Here is an 18,076-nt window from a genome sequence, read left to right as displayed (position 1 = left end):
CGACGACTACGTCACCAAGCCGTTCAGTCCTCGCGAACTGGCACTACGGGTACGCGCCATCCTGCGGCGCACCGACAGCCATCCCGAGTCGGCCCACGAGGACGCCGTGCTGCGCTTCGACGGTCTGACTGTCGATCCCGAGACACGGACCGTCCTCGTCGATGCCGACCGGACGGTGGAGCTGTCCGCTCTCGACTTCGATCTGCTGTTCGCAATGGCCCGGGCTCCTGGGAGGGTCTTCACCCGGCGCGGACTGCTGACCCACGTGTGGGGCGAGGACTTCTTCGGCGACGAGCGCGTCGTGGACGTACACATCCGGACTCTGCGGCGCGCGCTGGGCGACGAGGCGAGCGCACCCCGTTTCGTCGGCACCGTCCGCACCATCGGCTACCGGTTCGTCGGACGCCCCGTCTGACGGCCAGGAAGGACACCCAGCCATGCCGTCCCCCGGCTTCCCGGCCTACCGCACATATCGTGCGCGGCTGCGCCGAATCCAGCAGCGGATGTCGCTGCGCAACCGGCTGGTGCTCTCGCACGTCATGGTGCTCCTCCTGGCACTGGCGGCCATGGCGGCGATCAGCGCGCTGATCGAGGTGTGGCTCGGGCTCGACGACATCGAAGGCGACGTGGTCCTGCAGATCGGCCTCTTGTTCGGACTGGGCGCGGCTTTCCCGGCGTCCGTCGCCCTGTCCCGGTTTCTGCTGCGCCCCCTCGACAAGGTGCGCGCCGCCACGCGCCGGCTCGCCGAGGGACACTACGACGACATCCTCGAACTCCCCAGCGAGCCGGGCCTGGCGGCGCTGGTCGAAGACGTCAACACGCTGGCGGCAGCCCTCGCCGACACCCAACGCCGTCGCGCCCGGCTCATTTCGGAGGTGGCCCACGAGATGCGGACCCCCATCACCCTCCTACGCGGCCAGATCGAGGGTGTGGCCGACGGCATCTTCATCCCCGACGAGGCGATGTTCGCCTCCCTCGCCGACGACCTTCACCGGCTGCAGCGCTTGGCAGGCGACCTCTCCAGCCTGTCCCGGTCGGAGGAGGCTGCCTTCGATCTTCACCGCAAGCCCACCGACGTGGCCACGCTGGCACGGGCCACAGCCGAGCGACTGCGCCCCCAGTACGAGGACCAGACGGTAGCCCTCGCCGTCGACGCGGGCACCCCCGTCAGCGCCTCCTGCGATCCGGACCGGATCACTCAGATCCTGGTGAACCTGCTCGGCAACGCACTGGCGGCATGCGATCCGCACGGGCATGTGGCGCTGTCCGTGCACACCGAACCGTCTCCCGGCCACGTGATCGTCCGCGTCACGGACGACGGCATCGGCATCGCCGAACACGACCTCGAGCGCATCTTCCACCGCTTCGAACGCCTCGAACATCCCGGCCGACCCGCTGCCGCCGGCGGCAGCGGCATCGGCCTGACCATCGCCCGAGGCATCGCCCGCGCCCACGGCGGAGACATCACCGCGGAATCCGCTGGACTGGGCAAGGGAGCAACGTTCACCTTGCACCTACCGCAGGAACCCGCCCCAGAGGGCGGCATGCCTCAGGATCCCGCTGACTCCATCGACCCATCGGCCCCGGAGCGGCGGTGATGAGCGGGTCGGGGTCGTGAAGGACGCCGAGCAATGCGCTCAGTGCACATCGCCGACCTCGGCGACGGCGAGGGCACGTGTGCGGCTTGCCTGGGCGCGTGACACGGCCAGTGTCCCGGGAATCACTCGGTCCGCAGGTCTTCCCTGTGCGCGGTCAGCAGGGCCAACTCCCTTTCGCTGACACCAGGGGATGCAGCGCGGCCACCTCGGCGGCCAGCCAGAAGGATAGAAAGGACAGGGGGAGTGGCACCGCCCCTGCCGAGGACGGAGGCGTTGTCCGAAATTCCCCGCTGCGGTGATACCGGTACGACGGGAAGTACCCGTCGATCCTGTACGAGGAGTTCGGCGGCTCCGGGGCCCTGCGGCTCGCGGAGATCGAGGAGCCGAGCTTCTAACCGGCCACGTCCGGCTGAAGGCCATGGTCGTCGGCGTCCACAGTGGGGACCTCAGTGTCCGCCGCGGCTGGCTGCATTGCCTGTTCCCCGTGACCTTCCCCGTCACGCTGGGCTCGGAAGCGGTCGGCATCGTCGACTGGGCCGACGAGGGCGTCACCGACATCTCGGTCGGGGACGGGGAGCGGGCGCCAGCGTGGAGAGTCGGCTTCATGGAAGCTTCATACGTCCAGTGGTACGTGCTTTATGAGGCGGCTGTTGCCTGGAGGGCATGCAGGTCTTCCTCGTCCCGCCATCGACCGCCGTTGATCACCATGCTGTGCGGCACCTGACGACGGCGGTTGGCATCGCGCTGTCCGGGTCCGTCGTGCTGGGCGCGCTCCTTCATCTGGAGTCGAGCGGGCACATGGATCCGGTGGGGCACACGCTGAGCGAGCACGCGCCGCATCAAGGAACCGCTGGCCTGTTCACGGCCGGTGCGGGGGCAGCGGGGACGTTGCTCGCCAGTCCACTCCACAGCCGACGGCCAGCAGCACCGGCTGCCTTGGGCGTCGGGTGCGAAGGACGCGCGCTCGACCGTAGATCTGCTCGTGATACCGACGCCGTCGCCCGACCCGGACACGGCGGGGCGGAACTCCGAACTGACGCCCACCGGCCCCGAGACCGAGTGGCCGATCGCCGGACTGTTCAGTTCCCGATCCATCCCTGGTAAGCCGTCTGGCCGACGTGCGCTCGCCCGCGGTCTCACCAGGTGGGCGAGGCACAGGCGGCTCCATGGAGTCCTAGATGAACCGCGTAACTATCTGAAGGAACGTGAGAGTGGAACAGACCATGATGGCGGTCCGCCTGTTCGAGCATGGCGGGCCCGAGGTGCTCAAGTACATCGAGGCGCCGATTCCCGAGGTCGGTCCCGATGACATCCTGATGCGCGTGCACGCCACGGCCGTCAACAGCTGGGACCTGCGCTACCGCTCGGGCAACCTGCCGCAGCCTCTCCCAGGACGGCCGCCGTGGCCTGTGCCGTTCCAGCTCGGCCGGGACGCGGCCGGTGAAATCGTCGCCACCGGCGAGAACGTCACCAGGTGGAGCCCCGGCGACAGGGCGGTGCAGCTTCCGCACCCGCCGTGCCGCAACTGCGCCCTGTGCGTACGCGGGCTCGAAAACCTGTGCATCGACACCGCCTACCCCGGACACCAAGTCTTCGGCGGATACGCCCAGTACGTTGTGCGTCGCCAGGACGCGATCCTGCCCATCCCCGACGGCGTCGACTTCGAGACAGCCGCAGCCACCATGTGGACCTACACCACCCCGCTCAACTGTGCGCGGCAGGCACCTGTCGGTCCCGGCGACACGGTGGTCATCACCGGCGCCAGCGGTGGGATGGCGATCGCCTGCGCACAACTGGCGAAGCTGAGCGGAGCCACCGTCATCGGCACGACCACCAAGCCGCACCGCGACGAAGCGCTCAGGAAGCTCGGCTACGACCACATCGTGCACTCCACCGATCCGCGACTGCCCGCACAGGTCAGGGAACTGACGCGCGGTCTGGGCGCCGACGCCGTCTGGGACTGTGTCGGCGGCAACGACTTCTTCCAGCTCTCCCTTTCCTGCATACGCCTCGGTGGCACGGTCATCGTCCTGGGCACACCGACCGACCAGGGATCCCGGCTCGAGCTGGACGCACTCGCCCTCATCGGCGGGCAGGTGAGGATCGCCAGTGTGCGCGGCGCGACCCTGCGGGACCAGCAGCTGTGCCTGGAACTGCTGGCGGACGGAAAGATCACCCCGATCATCGACCGGGCCTTTCCCCTGGCAGAGGCAGCCCAAGCCCACACATACCTGGAAAGCCAACGACAGACCGGCAAAGTGCTCCTCCTGCCATGACACCCCGACCCGACTACTGAAGAGGTGATGGCGGCAGAACCCCCGGCAGAGACAGGTGGTAACGGTGTGATCGCCAGCCTTGTAGGCGACCCGCTCGAAGACCGTCCCTGGCCACATCGCGCAGTTCACCGAGGAAGCCGGCGGGCTCGGCTTCGCCAACGGCGCCGCGGGCGTGCTGTGGGCACTGCACGTCAGCGGCGCCGGAGACCATCCCGAGCGGGTCGACTGGCTGATCCACCGTCTGCACCAACCCGGCCGCGACCCCCCAACGGGCTTCTACGACGGAGCACACGGGATTGCGCACGCACTCTGGGTCCTGGGCCGCCCGGACGAGGCGGTGGAACTGGTGGACCGCGCCCGTGCTGTCGACCCGGACCGACTCGGCGGCAGCTTGTACGGCGGGCTGTCGGGTATCGGTTTGAACCTGCTGTCCTTCGCCGACCGCTGCGACAGTGCCGCCTACCGCGACAAGGCCGACCAGATCGCCGCCACTGTACGCAGACGGCTGGAGGAGCGGCTCCGTACCCGAACCGAAACGGAGCACGCCACCGACCTCGCCACCCCGGCCGGCCTGATGCGGGGAGCCTCCGGTCCTGCACTGTTCATGACCGCGATGTTCGAAGCGAGCGGTGACGAGTCCTCCCTTGATGCCGCTGCCGACGCGTTGCGGCTGGATCTGCTGCGCTGCGTGCCCGACGCGCAGGGAGTGATGCCATTGAACCGAAATCGCAGACAACATGAACCGGATAGGCGAGCTCGTCGACGCCGGCCCTGCGGCCGGCCTCCCCGAGGAAACAGGGATCGGCCCTGTCACCGCAGCCACCGTCCTGGTCGCCTGGTCCCACCTGGGACGGGTCCGTGACGAAGCCGCATTCGCCGCCCTCGCCGGTGTGAGCCCCATCCCCGTCTCCTCGGGCAACACCACTCGCCACCGCCTCGATCGCGGCGGCGACAGGTGTCTCAACCGCGCTCTGAACTCATCTCGGTGGTCCGCATGGTGTATCACCCGCATACCCGCGCCTACGTTGACCGGGCGGACCGAGGGCAAGACGGACCGCGAGATCTGCCGCTGCCTCAAGCGCTATCTCGCCGACGCCTCTAGCGCCACCTCAACAATGCCGCCTCGGCGAAATTGGAGGTTGACGCCACATAGAAGCTTCATCGGATTCCTCCGTGGATACTCCGCCCTTCAGGGCGGAGAGGAAACGGATTCCTGCGGAGCAGGGCAACGAGCTGGGATGCGCCGCCAGGGCGGATCCCAGTGCCCTCACCGGCAGGTTTTGCCCCTACTTGTGAACCCGCTAGTTTGAGAGTAACCGTGAACCACGTGAAGCGGGCGTTCAAGTACCGCTTGTATCCGAGTGATGCGCAGGCGGCTGAGTTGTCGCGTACCTTCGGATGCGTTCGCAAGGTCTACAACCTGGCGCTGGCGGCCCGTACGGAGGCGTGGACGCGTCAGGAACGGGTCAACTACAACCAGACCTCGGCCATGCTGACGGCATGGAAGAAGACCGAGGAACTGGCCTACCTCAACGAGGTGTCGTCGGTGCCGTTGCAGCAGACGCTGCGGCATTTGCAGACGGCGTTCACCAACTTCTTCGGCAAGCGGGCCAGGTATCCGCATTTCAAGTCCAGGCGGAAGTCGGGGAAGTCGGCGGAGTACACCACGTCCGGTTTCCGGTTCCGTGACGGGAAGCTGACACTGGCGAAGATGCCTGAACCGCTGGACATCGTGTGGTCCCGGCCCCTTTCGGAGGGAGCGAAGCCCTCGACAGTGACGGTGTCGCAGGACGCTGTGGGCCGCTGGTTCGTTTCGCTGCTGTGTGACGACCCGTCCGTCACGCCCCTTGGGGCCAGCGGCAACGCGGTCGGTATCGATGTGGGCCTGGACCACCTGCTGACCCTGTCCACCGGGGAGAAGGTCACCAACCCGCGCCACGAGCGCAAGGACCGCGTTCGCCTGGCGAAGGCTCAGCGCAACCTCGCGAAGAAGACCAGGGGTTCGGCGAACCGGAACAAGGCCCGGCACAGGGTCGCCAGGATCCATGCCCGGATCGCCGACCGCAGACGGGACGGCCTGCACAAACTGACCACCCGGCTCGTGCGTGAAAACCAAACGCTCGTGATCGAGGACCTGACCGTGCGCACCATGGTCAAGAACCGGACTCTGTCCCGTGCGATCAGCGACGCCGCCTGGTCGCAGTTCCGGAGCATGCTGGAGTACAAAGCCGCCTGGTACGGGCGCGAGGTGATCGCCGTGGACCGGTGGTTCCCCTCGTCCAGGCTGTGCTCCGCCTGCGGCACCGTGCAGGACAAGATGCCGCTCCATGTCCGCACCTGGACGTGCGACTGCGGCACGACCCACGACCGGGACGTCAACGCAGCGAAGAACCTTCTGGCCGCCGGACGGGCGGTTGCAGCCTGTGGAGCTGGTGTAAGACCTCAACGGAGTACTCCGGGCGGGCAGTCGGCGATGAAACAGGAAGTCTCACGGCACGAGCCGTAAGAATCTCCCCCCTTCAGGGGGGGAGAGCGTCAATGGGAAGTCGATCATCGCGACGCGGATTATGGCTTCGGAACGGTGGGGGGTGGGTTTCGTAGTCGCGGACCAGTCGGCAGTGGTGCATCAGCCGGCCGAGGGTCCGCTCGACAACCCACCTGAGCCAGTTCAACCAAGATCCCCGTTAGAGTCAAGCTCAGGCACGCCAATGCACTTTGAACACCCACGCGTGCTGCCCCGCCTTGCGTGCGGCTTCGGGGACGTCGATCACCAGCGCCCCGTTGCTGAGGGTCCATGTCAGGGGGCGGCCGTGGCCGAGCATCGTCACCTTGTCGCCGCTGCGGATCGGGACCGGCGCCTCGACAGTGAGTTTGGCGCTGGGTCTGGCCAGGGAGTGGATGTAGAAGGCCTCGTCCGGGTGGACGGTGAACCGCAGGTCCTCGCCCAGTTCGGCCATCCGGGACCAGTACGTGGTGTCGTGGATCGCCTCTCCGTTGGTGCGCAGCCAGCGGCCCGTCTCACGCAGCCGGGTCTGCATGATCTCGGGGATGGTGCCGTCGGCACGCGGGCCTATGTCGAGGAGGAAGTTGCCGTTCTTGGAGACGATGTCGACGAGGCTGTGCACGACCTCTTCGGTCGTCATGTAGGCGTTGTCAGGTGTCGCCTGGTTGTAGCCGTAGCTGAACGGGTCCAGGCCGCGGCTGGACTCCCACTTGGCGACGACCGTGTTGTCGTACGTCGTGTACTCGGGCGTTGTGAAGTCGTGGAAGGCGATGCCCGAACGGTCGTTGACGGTGACTTCGATGGGTCGGGCGCGGTTCTTCGCGTGGTTGAAGTAGTCGGCCAGGACATGGAGGCTGTCGTTGGCGCCGCCGATGTCGCACCAGATGAGCTCCGGGTCGTAGCCCTGGATCAGCTCCAGCATTTGCGGAGCCTGGTAGTCCTTCACGAAGTCCTTGCCCCCGGTGTAGCCCGTGTAGGGCACGGGCTCCTGGGTGTACGGATTACGCGGGGCGTGACCCATCCAGGGATTGTCCGGGTTGAACCACTCGGGCATGGAGAAGTAGAGCCCGCGGTGGAGTTCGGGTGTGTAGCGGTGGGACGCATCGAAGAGTTCCTTGATGAGGTCCCGTTTCGGGCCCATCTTCACGGAGTTGCGGTCGGAGACCTTCGTGTCCCACAGGGCGAAGCCTTCGTGGTGCTTGGAGGTCAGCACGTGGTACTCCGCGCCCGCGTCCCGGAACAGTTCGACCCAGGCGCGCGGATCGAACTTCTCCGCCGTGAACATCGGGATGAAGTCGTCGTAGGCGAAGTCCTCGCCGTACTTCTCGCGGTGGTACCCGTAGACGGCGTTGGCCGGGTCCTGCATGTGGTTCCAGTACCACTCGGCGTACTGCTTGCCGACCGGCGACCAGGCGGGCACCGAGTAGACACCCCAGTGGATGAAGATGCCGAACTTGGCGCCCTGGAACCAGTACGGAGCCTGGTGGCCGGAGAGAGAAGCCGCAGTGGGCTGGTAGTCGGCGACGCCGAGGGTCAACCGGCTTTCCTGCGAGGCGGCTTGGGTTCCGCGTCCGGTGACGGTCACCGAGCCGTCCCGGGCGGTGCCGGGGGCGGTGCCCGCACGGTTGCGGATGCCGACGCGGATGCGGGCCTGCTCGCCGGGGTCCAGGCGGCGGACGCGCGCAGCCTCGACGGTGCGCGCTCCCGGAACTTCGACGCGCACCGACACGCTGTCCGCGGCCAGGACGGCGATCGTCCCCGCGTTGACGACGGTGGCTTCGATGCTCTGGGCGCCGGACGTCTCCAGGAGTGAGTTCGTGGACCGGGCCGCGCGCAGGGCCAGCGCGCGGCCCTGAGCGGCAGGTTGCAGGGACAGTGCGAACACGTGGAGCGATGCCTTGTTCGCCTGTGCCGGGTTGGTCACCGGGAGCGTGACTGCCACGGCGTCGCGCTGTGGGTCGAGCCACAGCTCGGACGTGCCGATCCCTACGCGGTGTTCGTCCTTGGTGCCGTCCGGTGCGTAGCGGTACGTCGCCGACAGGGATCCGCCCGTGGCGTACCAGTCGGATCCGCCGAGGGCGGCGGTCGTGGTCGAGCCGTCGGCGTAGTGGACCGTGGCTTTTCCGGAGGCGTTGCCGTAGCTGCCCGCGGTGAGGAAGACGGCTGAGAGGTAGCGGCCTTTGGGCAGTTCGACGCGCTGGCCGAGTGCGACGACGTTGTTCTTCGCGCCGGCACTCGAGGTCGGGAAGACGAAGGGCGTGCCGTCGACTTCGATTCGGCCGGTGGGGAGTTCCTCGCCCGGGAACGTGTAGCCGGAGCCGTCGAAGTCACCGCCGCGTGCGGAGGCCGTGTCGACGCCGTCGTTGTCGTAGAGGGAGTCGAGCGGGACAGGGACGGGGGCGGGGACGGGAGCCCACGGCCCTGCGTGCTCGGTGAGTGGTTCGCCGGCGTGTGCGGCCGTGGTCGAGGTGAGGGGAAGGGCTGTTGCTGCGGCGACTCCGGCTGCGGCGCCTAGGACCTGACGTCTCGGATATGCATCCATGAGCGGCTCCAATTCATCGGATGTCTGATGGTTGAGGAGAGTCGCTGCGCTGTCAATGGTGCGGGCAGGGAGGGGAGTTGGGGGAATTCGTAGGATGACAAGTAGGCTCGGCTGTATGTCCTGTTCGGCCAGGTGCTGGTGGGTCTCAGTCGCACCACCGTGCGCGATGACGGAAGGTCCTACATCCGGGCGAGCCCTGCCCCGGCGCCGCGGGAACGGCTGCGCCCATCACTGCGATCAGGGCGTCGAGAACTCACGAGACACGCAACGGCCCACCGGCCGGCCTCTGCCGCAGGGCGTCGTTGTCGTCGTGGTGGACGACCTCGTCGAAGCGCAGCCGCAGTCCGTGCTTGGCCAGTGGGCCGGCCACGATCGCGTCGAGCCGTTCGCGGGCAGGAGCGGGCCGACGAAGGCGAAGGTGGCGATGCCGGCTTCGCGTAGTTCCGTAAGGGTGCGCAGGCGGGTGGCGAGCGGGGCGCGAACCTCCAGCCAGCGACTGACCTTGTCGTCCGCGGTGGTTACGGTCATGCCGACCTCGGCCCATGGCCGGCTGGTGAGCAGGTCGATGTCGCGGGTGACGACGGGCGACTTGGTCAGGATGCGGACCAGGCCCGGGTAGGCGATTGGGAATTGTCCAGTAGGGCTGCCACGCACAGCCGGACAACCGTTCATCACCGGCACCTTCACTACGCCTCTGGCCGGCGCATACCAGGCCGTCATGAACCAGAACGGCCGGAAATCCGCTGAGAGCGGCAGTCTGCGGGGGCGGTTGTGCATCTCATCGGCGCGGAAGACGTCGTGCTCGGAAAAGAACAGGGCCCGTCTTCTGCTGATGAAAAGCTGGAGAGTATGGCAGTCGCTGGCCCGGGCGGTCGACTGGTGGAGCAGGGCCCCGGCCCGCCCTGGCGCGAATGCGAGCGAGGGCCGGGGGAGTGCCGATAGCCTCTACCAGCAAGCCGCCGACGTCAGCGATTCCGGCGACAGTATCGGTACAAGGCGGTCACTGTATGGGCTAAACCCGGACGGTTCGCCCGCTCCGCCCTGGTTCTGACTGAGCCGAAGCACGTTTGTTGTCATAGGCAGGCTTGTTGTCACCGACGGGTCGTGGGCCGTCGGTGCGACCCCGGAGGGCTCATGGCGCGGCTACCTCAGCCCGATTGAGTTCGAGGAGAAGCACTGTGCCGACCAGGCAACGGCCGAACGAACGAACCGGAAACCCGTCCTGACCAGCTGATCAGCACCTCCCGCAGGCCGGGGGAACCTCAGGTGGGTGGGCGTCGTTGAGTTGCTCGCGGATCTGAGCGTTCACTGTGGGATGCGCGTCACCGCTGCCCGCGCCGAGGCCCGCGAGCAGGCGCAGCCCGTCCTCGGCTGGGCTGTCGGGGGCCGCGGACAGCACCAGCAGCTCCATCCCTGATTCGTCTGGTAGTGCGAAGTTCTCCTGGTGCAGTTCCAGCAGTCCGACCAGCGGGTGCCGGTACGCCTTGCGGCCATGCGTGCGGGCGCGCACGTCCGCGCGGGCCCAGAGCCGCCGGAAGCGCTCGCTACGCATGGCCAGCTCGCCGATGAGCGAGGCCAGACGGGGGTCCCCGGGGTATTTGCCGGCGGCCAGGCGCAAGTGCCCGACCACGTCGAGGGTGCATTTCTCCCAGTCCGCGTAGAGGCCGCGCTCGGCCTCCTCAAGGAAGATGTGCCGGGCGGTGTTCAGGCCCGGCATCGGCCGGCCGTAGAGGAGCACGGCGAGGCGGTTCCCGGCCAGCACGTCCAGGCGGTAGTCCATGATCAGCGCGGGTGCATCGGCGACCAGGTCGAGGACGCGCAGCAGCTCCGTCCGGACCCGGCCGCCCGGCGCCTTCGCGCGGCGGCGGCGTTGCCGGGTGAGCCGGTAGAGGTGCCCGCGTTCGGTCTCGTCGAGGCCGAGGACGCGGGCGATGGCGTCGAGGACCTGCTCGGAGGGCTGGGTCGCGCGGCCCTGCTCCAGGCGTACGTAGTAGTCGACGCTGACTCCGGACAGATGCGCGACCTCTTCGCGGCGCAGGCCTTCAACCCGGCGGCGGCTGTCGGTGGGGATGCCGACGGCTGCCGGGTCGACCCGGGAACGCCGGGTCCGCAGGAAGCCCGCAAGATCGTCCATGCCCCCAGTATGGCGTCGGTGGTGCCCGTGAAGGTGGTCCTGCCGTTACCAGGAAGTCCCGTCCGACGGATGAGGCGCCCCTGAACGCCGGGTGCCGCGGCGCCCAGGATCGAAGGCACCGATCCGAAGGAGTTCCCATGAAGACGCTGATCGTCTACGCCCACCCGGAGCCGAAGTCTCTCAACAGCTCGCTGAAGAACCTCGCGGTGTCCACATTGGAGACCGCCGGGCACGAGGTACGGGTGAGCGATCTGTACGCGATGAACTGGAAGGCGGTCGTGGACGCCGCGGACTACGGCCCCCACGCCTCAAGTCCGCTGAAGGTCGCCCTGGACTCGGGCCGGGCCTTCGACGCCGGGACGCTCACCCCGGACGTCCTCGCCGAGCAGGAGAAGCTGCTGTGGGCCGACACGATCATCTTCCAGTTCCCGCTGTGGTGGTACACGATGCCCGCGATCCTCAAAGGCTGGGTGGACCGGGTATTCACCTACCACTTCGCGTACGGCGTCGGCGAGCACAGCGACACCAAATACGGCGAGCGTTTCGGCGAAGGCACCCTCGCGGGCAGGAAGGCTCTGCTGTCGGTGACCGCCGGCGGCCCGGAGTCACATTACGCCGCTCGCGGGATCAACGGCCCCATCGACGACCTGCTGTTCCCGATCCACCACGGCATCCTCTACTACCCGGGCATCGAGGTGCTGCCGCCCTTCTTGCTCTACGGCACCGACCGGATGACCGACGAGGACTACCCGGACGTCGCCAAGGCCTGGGAACAGCGCCTGCTCACCCTTGAGTCGACCGAGCCGATCGCGTTCCGACGGCAGAACTTCGGCGACTACGAGATCCCCTCGCTGCACCTGAAGGAGGGACTTGAGCCCGCGGGCCGCACGAGTTTCGGGCTGCACGTTCGCAGCTGACCGCCCGCGCTTTCCCTGGAACGTCAGGGTGTCGGCGAGCCACGGGTTGCAGGTCTCCCAGGGGTGCCCGTGGGAGAGCACGACCACCGGGCCGGGCTCGTGGGTGAGGTGGCAGCACACGCCGCATCCGCAGGCCGGGTTGGAGGGATGGGGTGGGCGGTGTACTGGTCGTTGAAGTAGTCGGTGCCGTGCAGGGAGACGGCGGCCAGGATCAGGTCGCCGTACACGATGTCGCCGGCCCGGGCCACGCGGGCGTGGGCGGGGTCCTGGAGCAGCGGGGCGTCGTCGGGGTAGGCGGTGACGATCGCCTCGAAGAAGTCGACGTGCTCGGGCAGGGGCCTTTCCCGGGGCCCGTGCCCGGCCGTGCCCGGCCGTGAACGGCCGGGCACGGGAGGGTGGTTGGGGGTTTCAGAGCAGGGCGAGGGCACGCTGGGGGTCCGGGACCAGGACGGCGTGCTGCTCGGTGAGCAGGCGTGTGTTGCCGCTGGCGCGGACGTCGTCGGTGACGATCACCGGATCGCGTACGGCGCTGTCCAGGCCGCGGAAGCCGAGGTCCGCCAGGGCCCCGAGGCCGGCGGCGTGCAGGTGGGCCAGGACGTGATCCTGGCGGGCGGCGGTGTTGTCGTGGGTGCGGCCGGGCCGGGCGGCGGATATCCAGATCAGCCGACCCCTCTCGTCGGTCAGGGCGAAGAAGTGCAGGCCGTGATGGTGGTGTTTGCCGGAGTAGTTTCGCCGGTCGGCCGCACGTCCGCCCACCTGCCCGCGCACCGGCGCGACTGAGGCGCGCTCGTCGGCTAGTGCTGTGGCCACGAACGTTCGCCGGGTTTCCTCGTTCGACTACGGCGACCAGATGCAAGAAGCCACCGGGAAGCTTCAGGACCACTGGAAGGACTCAGCCTTTCCAACCCGAAGTTGCAGGTCACTGGGCCGGCGTGGGACGGGGCCCGGTGCGCTCGGGCTGGTTGGAGCCTTGATCGTCAGCGGGTGATCGTCCGTCAGCGGGAAATTCAGCCGACGCCCGGATCGTGCTGGTCTTCCGTGTTTCCTACCAGAGTGTGGACGGTCCCGCGACGACCCAGCCAGCGTCGGTTGGCTTGATCCAAAAGCCCAATGACACCTCGATCACCTGCGCGCGGTAGGTGACCTCGGCGTAGAAATGGCTGCCAGTGTGGCCCCAGTTGAAGTCCCCGAGATCGAGCTCGCAGAGCCAAGACAGGTCCCGCTCCCACGCATCGGCAGCAGGGCTGCAACTCGCCTCCTTCGCATCGGCGCTCGCTCCGACCGAGCCGGCCCATAGCGACTTGAGCACATGCCGGACTGATGAGTGATCGACGAGCTGTTCGGCCTCAGGGACCTTCCCAGCTCGGAGCAGGCTGAAGTAGCGGCAAACGACCGCTTCGACGTCGGTCTTGGCAGGGCGCTCCGTCCAGATCGTCACCGCGAGATCGTAAAGGATTGGATGACGCCCCTGAGCGGTTTCACCCTGAACATCGCGGGCGGTGTGGGTTGGCGTGCGGCGAGGCTGCGGTGCTTCCCCGAGCACCCCGCCCCTGTCCCGCACCAGCCCCGTGACCTGCAAGCAGGATGAAAGCAACTCACTGACTCCGGCTTGGCCGAGGACCGGTAGTGTCGATCCACTGCCAGGGACTAGGGAGTTCTCATGTCGGCCAGCTGGGCGTTGTTGATATTCCCCGCCGCTCTCGTGGTGATCGTGCTTGGTGCGATTGCTGTGTCGAAGCTGCAAAAGAGCTCGCTCGGGCGAGACGAGCTCAGGTCGGTGACGGCACCAAGCGCCGTGGCTCCGACAGGATTCCAGCAGTCGGTGCAGGAGAGCCGAGAGGAATTTGTGCGGAGGCACTGGCGCCGCTCGGGTGTGGTTGCCAACGGCGTGACCCTGGTCGATCTCTACGACCGCATCCGGGCCCTCGAAGAACGCGTCAGCAGAGCCGAGCAACTTCCCGCGTCTCCACCACCGCCTGACTGAACCAGGTGCTGTGACCGCGTGGGTTCGCCGGGTTGGGTTGGGTTGGATCAGGCCGCGGCTGTGAGAGGGCGTCCGCCCCATCGGATGCCTTTCTCGCTGCGGATGCGGGCGCGTTCCTTGCGTTCGGCGGCCAGGACGTCGCGGTGGCGGGTGTTGGCGTTGCGCCACCGGAGGTAGGCGTGCAGGGCTCGGGTCTGCACGGTGTGGTTGGGGTAGTTCGAGTTGGCGATGGTGAACTGTCGTAGCGGTCCGAAGTGGGCTTCGATCGGGTTCGCCCACGAGGCGTAGGTCGGGGTGAAGCACAGCTCGACGTTGCTCTTCTTCGCCCAGCGTCGGATGTCGGCGCCTTTATGGGCGGACAGGTTGTCCAGGATCACGTAGATGGGGGCGCCGTCGGGACGGGCGGCGCGGATCGACTTCAGCGCGGCCAGCGTGTTCGCGGCTCCCTTCTTTCGCCGTTCACGCCCCACGTCGTCGCCGACCGAGTAGCAGCCGTGGAAGTAGTGCACCCCGTGGGTGCGGTGATAGGTGGCGGCACCCGGTCGGGCCGGGTCTGTTCGGCCCAGCACGAGCCTGCGGTGGGCCGGATTCCCAGCGGGCCGAACTCGTCGAAGGCGAAGACCCGGTCGGGGAATTGCTCCAGGACGTGCTCGATGCGGTCCAGCTTGGCGTCGCGTTCGGGGTCGGTGGACTCCTTCCAGGTCTTGGTCCGCTGGAAGGTGATGCCCCGGCGGGCCAGCAGGCAGCGCAGGGTCTCGCGGCCGATGCGGATCACCCGGCCGTGAACCTTGCGCAGGTAGACGGCGAGTTTGCGTAACGACCAGCGGGTGAAGGGCTGGCCGAGCTTGGCCGGTCGGCTGGTGGCCGTCGCCGCAACGAAGTCCTCGTCGTCATCGCTGAGCAGGCGGGGACGGCCTCCCGCCCACCGAGGGTCCAGGCAGGCCAGGCCGATCTCGTTGAACCGGTGGATCACATCGCGCACCGTGTCCTCGTCGGCCGCCACGAGTTGGGCGATTACCGGCACGCGTTCCCGCCGCCGAGGCCAGCATCATCGCCCGCCGGTAGTGCACCGAACTGGTGCTGCCCCGGCGCACGACCTGCTGCGGCTTCTGCCCCTCCTGGTCGGTCAGTCTGCGCACACGGACGGGCTCAGCCACCGCGCCTCCAGCGGTCGGATCGGACGTCGCCCCACATCCAACCGCCGCGACCACCAAACCGGCGAACTGATGCGGTCACAGCACTAGCTGTTCGCTCATCCGCTCAAGGACTCGCTCTGCGACGGCGAGCTCGTCCCGCTCGGCCCGCACCTCCGCCAGCTGCTTGGCCAGCTGTTCTTCGAGCTCGTCCAGCTCCGCGCGCCGCGCGGTGATCCGTTCAAGCAGCTCGGGATCCAGCATGCACCGGATCCTGGAAAGCCACCCGGCCACGGTGAGCGCGAACCGACAAGCTGGTCCTGGAGCGGTAGATGGCGCAACCGTCTTTGGCGTGAATGGTTGCCAGGCTATTCACTGGCTTGGGCATGGATGGGGATCTTGGTGATGTCAGGGCGCAACGGGGAGGCTAGCGAGGTGCCGCGAGTACCTCCCGGAGTACGTGCTCGAGAGTGACGCGGGCCAACTCGTTTCTCAGGGTCTCCTCGATGCCCTCGTAGATGCCCTGCATCGCCGGCTGGATGCCGTGACCCACCACGCATCCCTGGTCCGGGGTGGCGCGGTGCATCGCGAACAGCGGGCCGGGTTCCACTGCCTCGTACACGTCGAGAAGGGTCATCGACTCCAGCTCGCGTGCCAGCGACCAGCCCGCGCCCACGCCCCGCCGGGACTCCACGAGCCCGGCTCTGCGCAGCTCGCCGAGCAGCCGCCTGATCACCACGGGGTTGGTGTTCGCGCTGGTCGCGATCTGCTCGGAGGTGGCGACCTCATGGCCTTGGCGCTGGTAGAGACCGATCCAGGCCAGCGCGTGGGCGGCAATGGTCAACCTGCTGTTGGCACTCATGAACCCCTCCTCTCGGCCGCAACGCTTTATGTTACGACAGCGCAGTCGTAACAGTGAAGGTTGCAACGGTCTGTCGTAACAATTAATGTTGCGACTGTCAGGAAGGGACAATCAACGAGGTGAGAAGAATGAGCAAGCCACTCACGGGCAAGGTCGCCCTGGTCACCGGGGGGTCGCGCGGGCTGGGAGCCGCGACCGTACGACTGCTGGCCCAGCAGGGCGCCGATGTCGCCTTCACCTACGTCAGCTCCGAGAAGCAGGCGCAGGCCGTCGTCGACGAGGTGCACGGCAAGGGAGCCAAGGCCGTCGCCTTCCAGTCCGACCAGGCGGACACGAGCCGGGCGCCGGCTCTGATCGACGACGTGGTCGCGCACTTCGGCGGCCTGGACATCCTCGTCAACAACGCGGCGATCTCCGTGGCTGGCACGGTGGACGACCCGGACGCCGACACTGCCGCACTGGACCGGATGCACGCCACCAACTACCTCGGCGTGATCGCCGTCATCCGGGCCGCCTCCCGAGTACTGCGCACGGGGGGCCGCATCATCACAGTGAGTTCCGGACTGGGCTCCCGGGTCGGCGCCCCCGGCCTTGCCGACTACTCGGCGACCAAGTCGGGGATCGAGAGGTACACCATGGGGGTGGCACGCGACCTCGGGCCCCGGGACATCACGGCCAACGTCGTGGAGGCTGGACTGATGGAGGGCGGCATGCAACCGCCGGACCCCGAGACCCTCAAGGCCCTGGTCAGCTCCCTGTCCCTGCAACGCATGGGGCACCCCGACGAAATCGCCGCGGCGATCGCCTTCCTGGCGAGCCCCACCGCGTCGTACGTCACGGGCGCGGTGCTGGACGCCCACGGCGGCTACAACGCCTGAACCCGAACCCCTGCCGCGCGCCCCGAAGGACATCGCGCCTTCGGGGCGCGCACCGCCGACGACCCGCGACAAGGCGTACGACTCGAAGGCTGTGCGCGGTGAGCTGCGACGCCGCTGCATCCAGGCGCTGATCTCCCGCAAGGGCTCCCCGAACATCAAGGGCCCGGGTAAGCTTCGCTACTGAGTTTTTCGGCCTAACGAGCTCGTGCACGGTAAGCGGTGAGACGCCGGGCCCTTGATGGTTGATCATGGTCGAGTGGTGGGGAACGCGACTCGTGCAGTGATCATCAGCAATCGACGGATCACGGGCCTGACGTCCGGAGTGATTGCTGAACTTGTCGCTGAGATAGGCCCGTTGTGGCATGAGCGGCACAAGGCCAGGCTCGCTTCCCGACCGCGGAAACGGGCCGTGGGCGGCGGTGCGAAACACCGCCTGGTGTTCGTCGACCGCCTTCTGGCCACCCTCATCCATCTTCGTCACGGCGCCACCCACGACGTGCTGGCCTGCTGGTTCGGCGTGGACCGCTCCACCATTACTCGGGCCATCAACGAGGTGCGACCCCTGCTCGCCGAGCGAGGGTGCACCGTCAGCCCTGACGTTCGGCTGCGGACCCTGGCCGAGGTCGTCGATCACCTCGGCTCAAGCGGGACGACCGGAATCATCGACGGCACCGAGATACGGGTCCGGCGGCCCGCCGCCGGACGCAAGGACCGGGACAAATTCATCTCCGGCAAGAACAAGCAGAACGCCGTCAAGTCCATGGTTGTCACGGACGGCGAGGGCCGCGTGCTGTGGTGCAGCCCGGCCCGCCCCGCAAGCTGCGCAGACATCACCCACGCCCGCCAGTTAGGGCTGGTCAAGCTCCTGGCCGACGGGCCTGCGGTCGAGATTCTCGCCGATGCCGGCTACCAGGGACTGGGCGCCCAGACCGGCGGTCGGGTGGTGACACCACCGCACCGGAAGTTCAAGAAGAACGCCCCGGACTGGTACGAGGAGATGTACGAGCGCCAGCGCAAGGCGCACTCTTCGCGTCGTATCCGCGTCGAGCACGGCATCGCGCATCTGAAGAACTGGCGGGCCCTGGCCCGACACCTCGGTCGCCGGGAGCACATGGGCGACACCGTGCAAGCCGTCGCCGGTCTGCTGTCCCACCAACAGACCGTGGACCTGCACTCGGCACGGAAGACGTGAACTTAGGCCACAGCGAAGTTCTCGACCTCTCACCGCTTACCGTGCACGAGCTCGTAA

The 18,076-nt window shown here is 67.7% G+C and carries 16 protein-coding genes and 3 pseudogenes; 11 read left to right on the top strand and 8 right to left on the bottom strand.

Annotated elements, in window-relative coordinates; genetic code table 11:
- From AOK17_RS13430 to AOK17_RS13410, 7 genes and pseudogenes are all read left to right on the top strand, one after another.
- A partial coding sequence (locus AOK17_RS13430) for a winged helix-turn-helix domain-containing protein (protein WP_169801919.1) occupies nt 1-415 on the top strand: 415 nt, incomplete at its 5' end.
- A gap of 22 nt (nt 416-437) precedes the next feature.
- Nucleotides 438-1,598 carry a sensor histidine kinase gene (locus AOK17_RS13425; RefSeq protein WP_245697137.1) on the top strand — a complete coding sequence of 387 codons (1,161 nt, stop codon included), beginning with the start codon at nt 438-440 and terminating at the stop codon, nt 1,596-1,598.
- Nucleotides 1,599-1,893: 295 nt separating this feature from the next.
- Nucleotides 1,894-2,322, top strand: a complete 429-nt coding sequence (locus AOK17_RS13420) for an alcohol dehydrogenase catalytic domain-containing protein (protein WP_281198603.1) — start codon at nt 1,894-1,896, stop codon at nt 2,320-2,322.
- A 487-nt stretch (nt 2,323-2,809) separates the two neighbouring features.
- Nucleotides 2,810-3,874: a quinone oxidoreductase family protein gene (locus tag AOK17_RS13415; protein ID WP_055612657.1), complete on the top strand. Its 1,065-nt coding sequence runs from the start codon at nt 2,810-2,812 to the stop codon at nt 3,872-3,874.
- A gap of 172 nt (nt 3,875-4,046) precedes the next feature.
- Nucleotides 4,047-4,550: pseudogene (locus tag AOK17_RS52175) on the top strand (lanthionine synthetase LanC family protein); the annotation flags it as partial.
- A 46-nt stretch (nt 4,551-4,596) separates the two neighbouring features.
- Nucleotides 4,597-4,965 (top strand): annotated as a pseudogene (locus AOK17_RS52170) (transposase); the annotation flags it as partial.
- Between the two features lie 236 nt (nt 4,966-5,201).
- Nucleotides 5,202-6,380, top strand: coding sequence for an RNA-guided endonuclease InsQ/TnpB family protein (locus AOK17_RS13410; protein WP_107102384.1), 1,179 nt, complete (start codon nt 5,202-5,204; stop codon nt 6,378-6,380).
- Between the two features lie 190 nt (nt 6,381-6,570).
- Here the strand turns inward: AOK17_RS13410 and AOK17_RS13405 are convergent, their stop codons facing one another.
- Both AOK17_RS13405 and AOK17_RS13395 read right to left on the bottom strand, forming a co-directional pair.
- The gene (locus AOK17_RS13405; RefSeq protein ID WP_055612655.1) at nt 6,571-8,919 is read right to left on the bottom strand and encodes an alpha-L-fucosidase; all 2,349 of its coding nucleotides are present in this window, start codon (nt 8,917-8,919) and stop codon (nt 6,571-6,573) included.
- 1,234 nt (nt 8,920-10,153) lie between these two features.
- Nucleotides 10,154-11,053, bottom strand: coding sequence for a helix-turn-helix transcriptional regulator (locus AOK17_RS13395; protein ID WP_055612653.1), 900 nt, complete (start codon nt 11,051-11,053; stop codon nt 10,154-10,156).
- A gap of 137 nt (nt 11,054-11,190) precedes the next feature.
- Between AOK17_RS13395 and AOK17_RS13390 the strand changes: the two genes are divergently transcribed.
- Nucleotides 11,191-11,970, top strand: coding sequence for an NAD(P)H-dependent oxidoreductase (locus tag AOK17_RS13390; protein ID WP_055612652.1), 780 nt, complete (start codon nt 11,191-11,193; stop codon nt 11,968-11,970).
- Nucleotides 11,971-11,993: 23 nt separating this feature from the next.
- On the opposite strand, the gene AOK17_RS13385 is transcribed toward AOK17_RS13390, so the two are convergent.
- The 3 genes from AOK17_RS13385 to AOK17_RS13375 all read right to left on the bottom strand — a co-directional run bounded on the left by AOK17_RS13385 (nt 11,994) and on the right by AOK17_RS13375 (nt 13,408).
- The gene (locus AOK17_RS13385) at nt 11,994-12,359 is read right to left on the bottom strand and encodes a hypothetical protein (RefSeq protein ID WP_245697135.1); all 366 of its coding nucleotides are present in this window, start codon (nt 12,357-12,359) and stop codon (nt 11,994-11,996) included.
- Between the two features lie 19 nt (nt 12,360-12,378).
- Nucleotides 12,379-12,780 (bottom strand): transposase family protein, encoded by a 402-nt coding sequence (locus AOK17_RS52165; RefSeq protein ID WP_245697133.1) that lies wholly within the window; start codon nt 12,778-12,780, stop codon nt 12,379-12,381.
- 235 nt (nt 12,781-13,015) lie between these two features.
- Entirely contained in the window at nt 13,016-13,408 is a 393-nt protein-coding gene (locus AOK17_RS13375; RefSeq protein ID WP_055612651.1) for a hypothetical protein, read from the bottom strand.
- A gap of 222 nt (nt 13,409-13,630) precedes the next feature.
- Between AOK17_RS13375 and AOK17_RS13370 the strand changes: the two genes are divergently transcribed.
- Nucleotides 13,631-13,954: a hypothetical protein gene (locus tag AOK17_RS13370; protein WP_055612650.1), complete on the top strand. Its 324-nt coding sequence runs from the start codon at nt 13,631-13,633 to the stop codon at nt 13,952-13,954.
- Between the two features lie 47 nt (nt 13,955-14,001).
- Here AOK17_RS13370 and AOK17_RS13365 read toward each other — a convergent pair.
- From AOK17_RS13365 to AOK17_RS13360, 3 genes and pseudogenes are all read right to left on the bottom strand, one after another.
- Nucleotides 14,002-15,111: pseudogene (locus AOK17_RS13365) on the bottom strand (IS630 family transposase).
- Between the two features lie 75 nt (nt 15,112-15,186).
- On the bottom strand, nt 15,187-15,351 hold the full coding sequence (locus AOK17_RS50725; protein ID WP_157881320.1) for a hypothetical protein: 165 nt from the start codon (nt 15,349-15,351) through the stop codon (nt 15,187-15,189).
- 163 nt (nt 15,352-15,514) lie between these two features.
- Entirely contained in the window at nt 15,515-15,949 is a 435-nt protein-coding gene (locus tag AOK17_RS13360; protein WP_055612649.1) for an Rrf2 family transcriptional regulator, read from the bottom strand.
- A 128-nt stretch (nt 15,950-16,077) separates the two neighbouring features.
- Between AOK17_RS13360 and AOK17_RS13355 the strand changes: the two genes are divergently transcribed.
- Both AOK17_RS13355 and AOK17_RS13350 read left to right on the top strand, forming a co-directional pair.
- On the top strand, nt 16,078-16,827 hold the full coding sequence (locus AOK17_RS13355; RefSeq protein ID WP_055612648.1) for an SDR family NAD(P)-dependent oxidoreductase: 750 nt from the start codon (nt 16,078-16,080) through the stop codon (nt 16,825-16,827).
- Between the two features lie 409 nt (nt 16,828-17,236).
- A complete protein-coding gene (locus tag AOK17_RS13350; protein WP_055612647.1) occupies nt 17,237-18,019 on the top strand; it encodes a transposase family protein in 783 nt (260 codons plus the stop codon).
- The last annotated feature ends 57 nt before the right edge of the window (nt 18,020-18,076 follow it).

It is taken from the genome of Streptomyces phaeochromogenes (assembly GCF_001418655.1).
Lineage (GTDB): Bacteria > Actinomycetota > Actinomycetes > Streptomycetales > Streptomycetaceae > Streptomyces > Streptomyces phaeochromogenes.
This window is presented reverse-complemented; position numbering and strand designations above follow the sequence as displayed.

Excerpts from the sequence above, each read along its gene's own strand:
- AOK17_RS13405 (WP_055612655.1), bottom strand. The coding sequence starts at position 8,919 with ATGGATGCATATCCGAGACGTCAGGTCCTAGGCGCCGCAGCCGGAGTC.
- AOK17_RS13370 (WP_055612650.1), top strand. The coding sequence starts at position 13,631 with ATGTCGGCCAGCTGGGCGTTGTTGATATTCCCCGCCGCTCTCGTGGTG.
- AOK17_RS13355 (WP_055612648.1), top strand. The coding sequence starts at position 16,078 with ATGAGCAAGCCACTCACGGGCAAGGTCGCCCTGGTCACCGGGGGGTCG.
- AOK17_RS50725 (WP_157881320.1), bottom strand. The coding sequence starts at position 15,351 with ATGCTGGATCCCGAGCTGCTTGAACGGATCACCGCGCGGCGCGCGGAG.
- AOK17_RS13395 (WP_055612653.1), bottom strand. The coding sequence starts at position 11,053 with ATGGACGATCTTGCGGGCTTCCTGCGGACCCGGCGTTCCCGGGTCGAC.
- AOK17_RS13425 (WP_245697137.1), top strand. The coding sequence starts at position 438 with ATGCCGTCCCCCGGCTTCCCGGCCTACCGCACATATCGTGCGCGGCTG.
- AOK17_RS13360 (WP_055612649.1), bottom strand. The coding sequence starts at position 15,949 with ATGAGTGCCAACAGCAGGTTGACCATTGCCGCCCACGCGCTGGCCTGG.
- AOK17_RS13390 (WP_055612652.1), top strand. The coding sequence starts at position 11,191 with ATGAAGACGCTGATCGTCTACGCCCACCCGGAGCCGAAGTCTCTCAAC.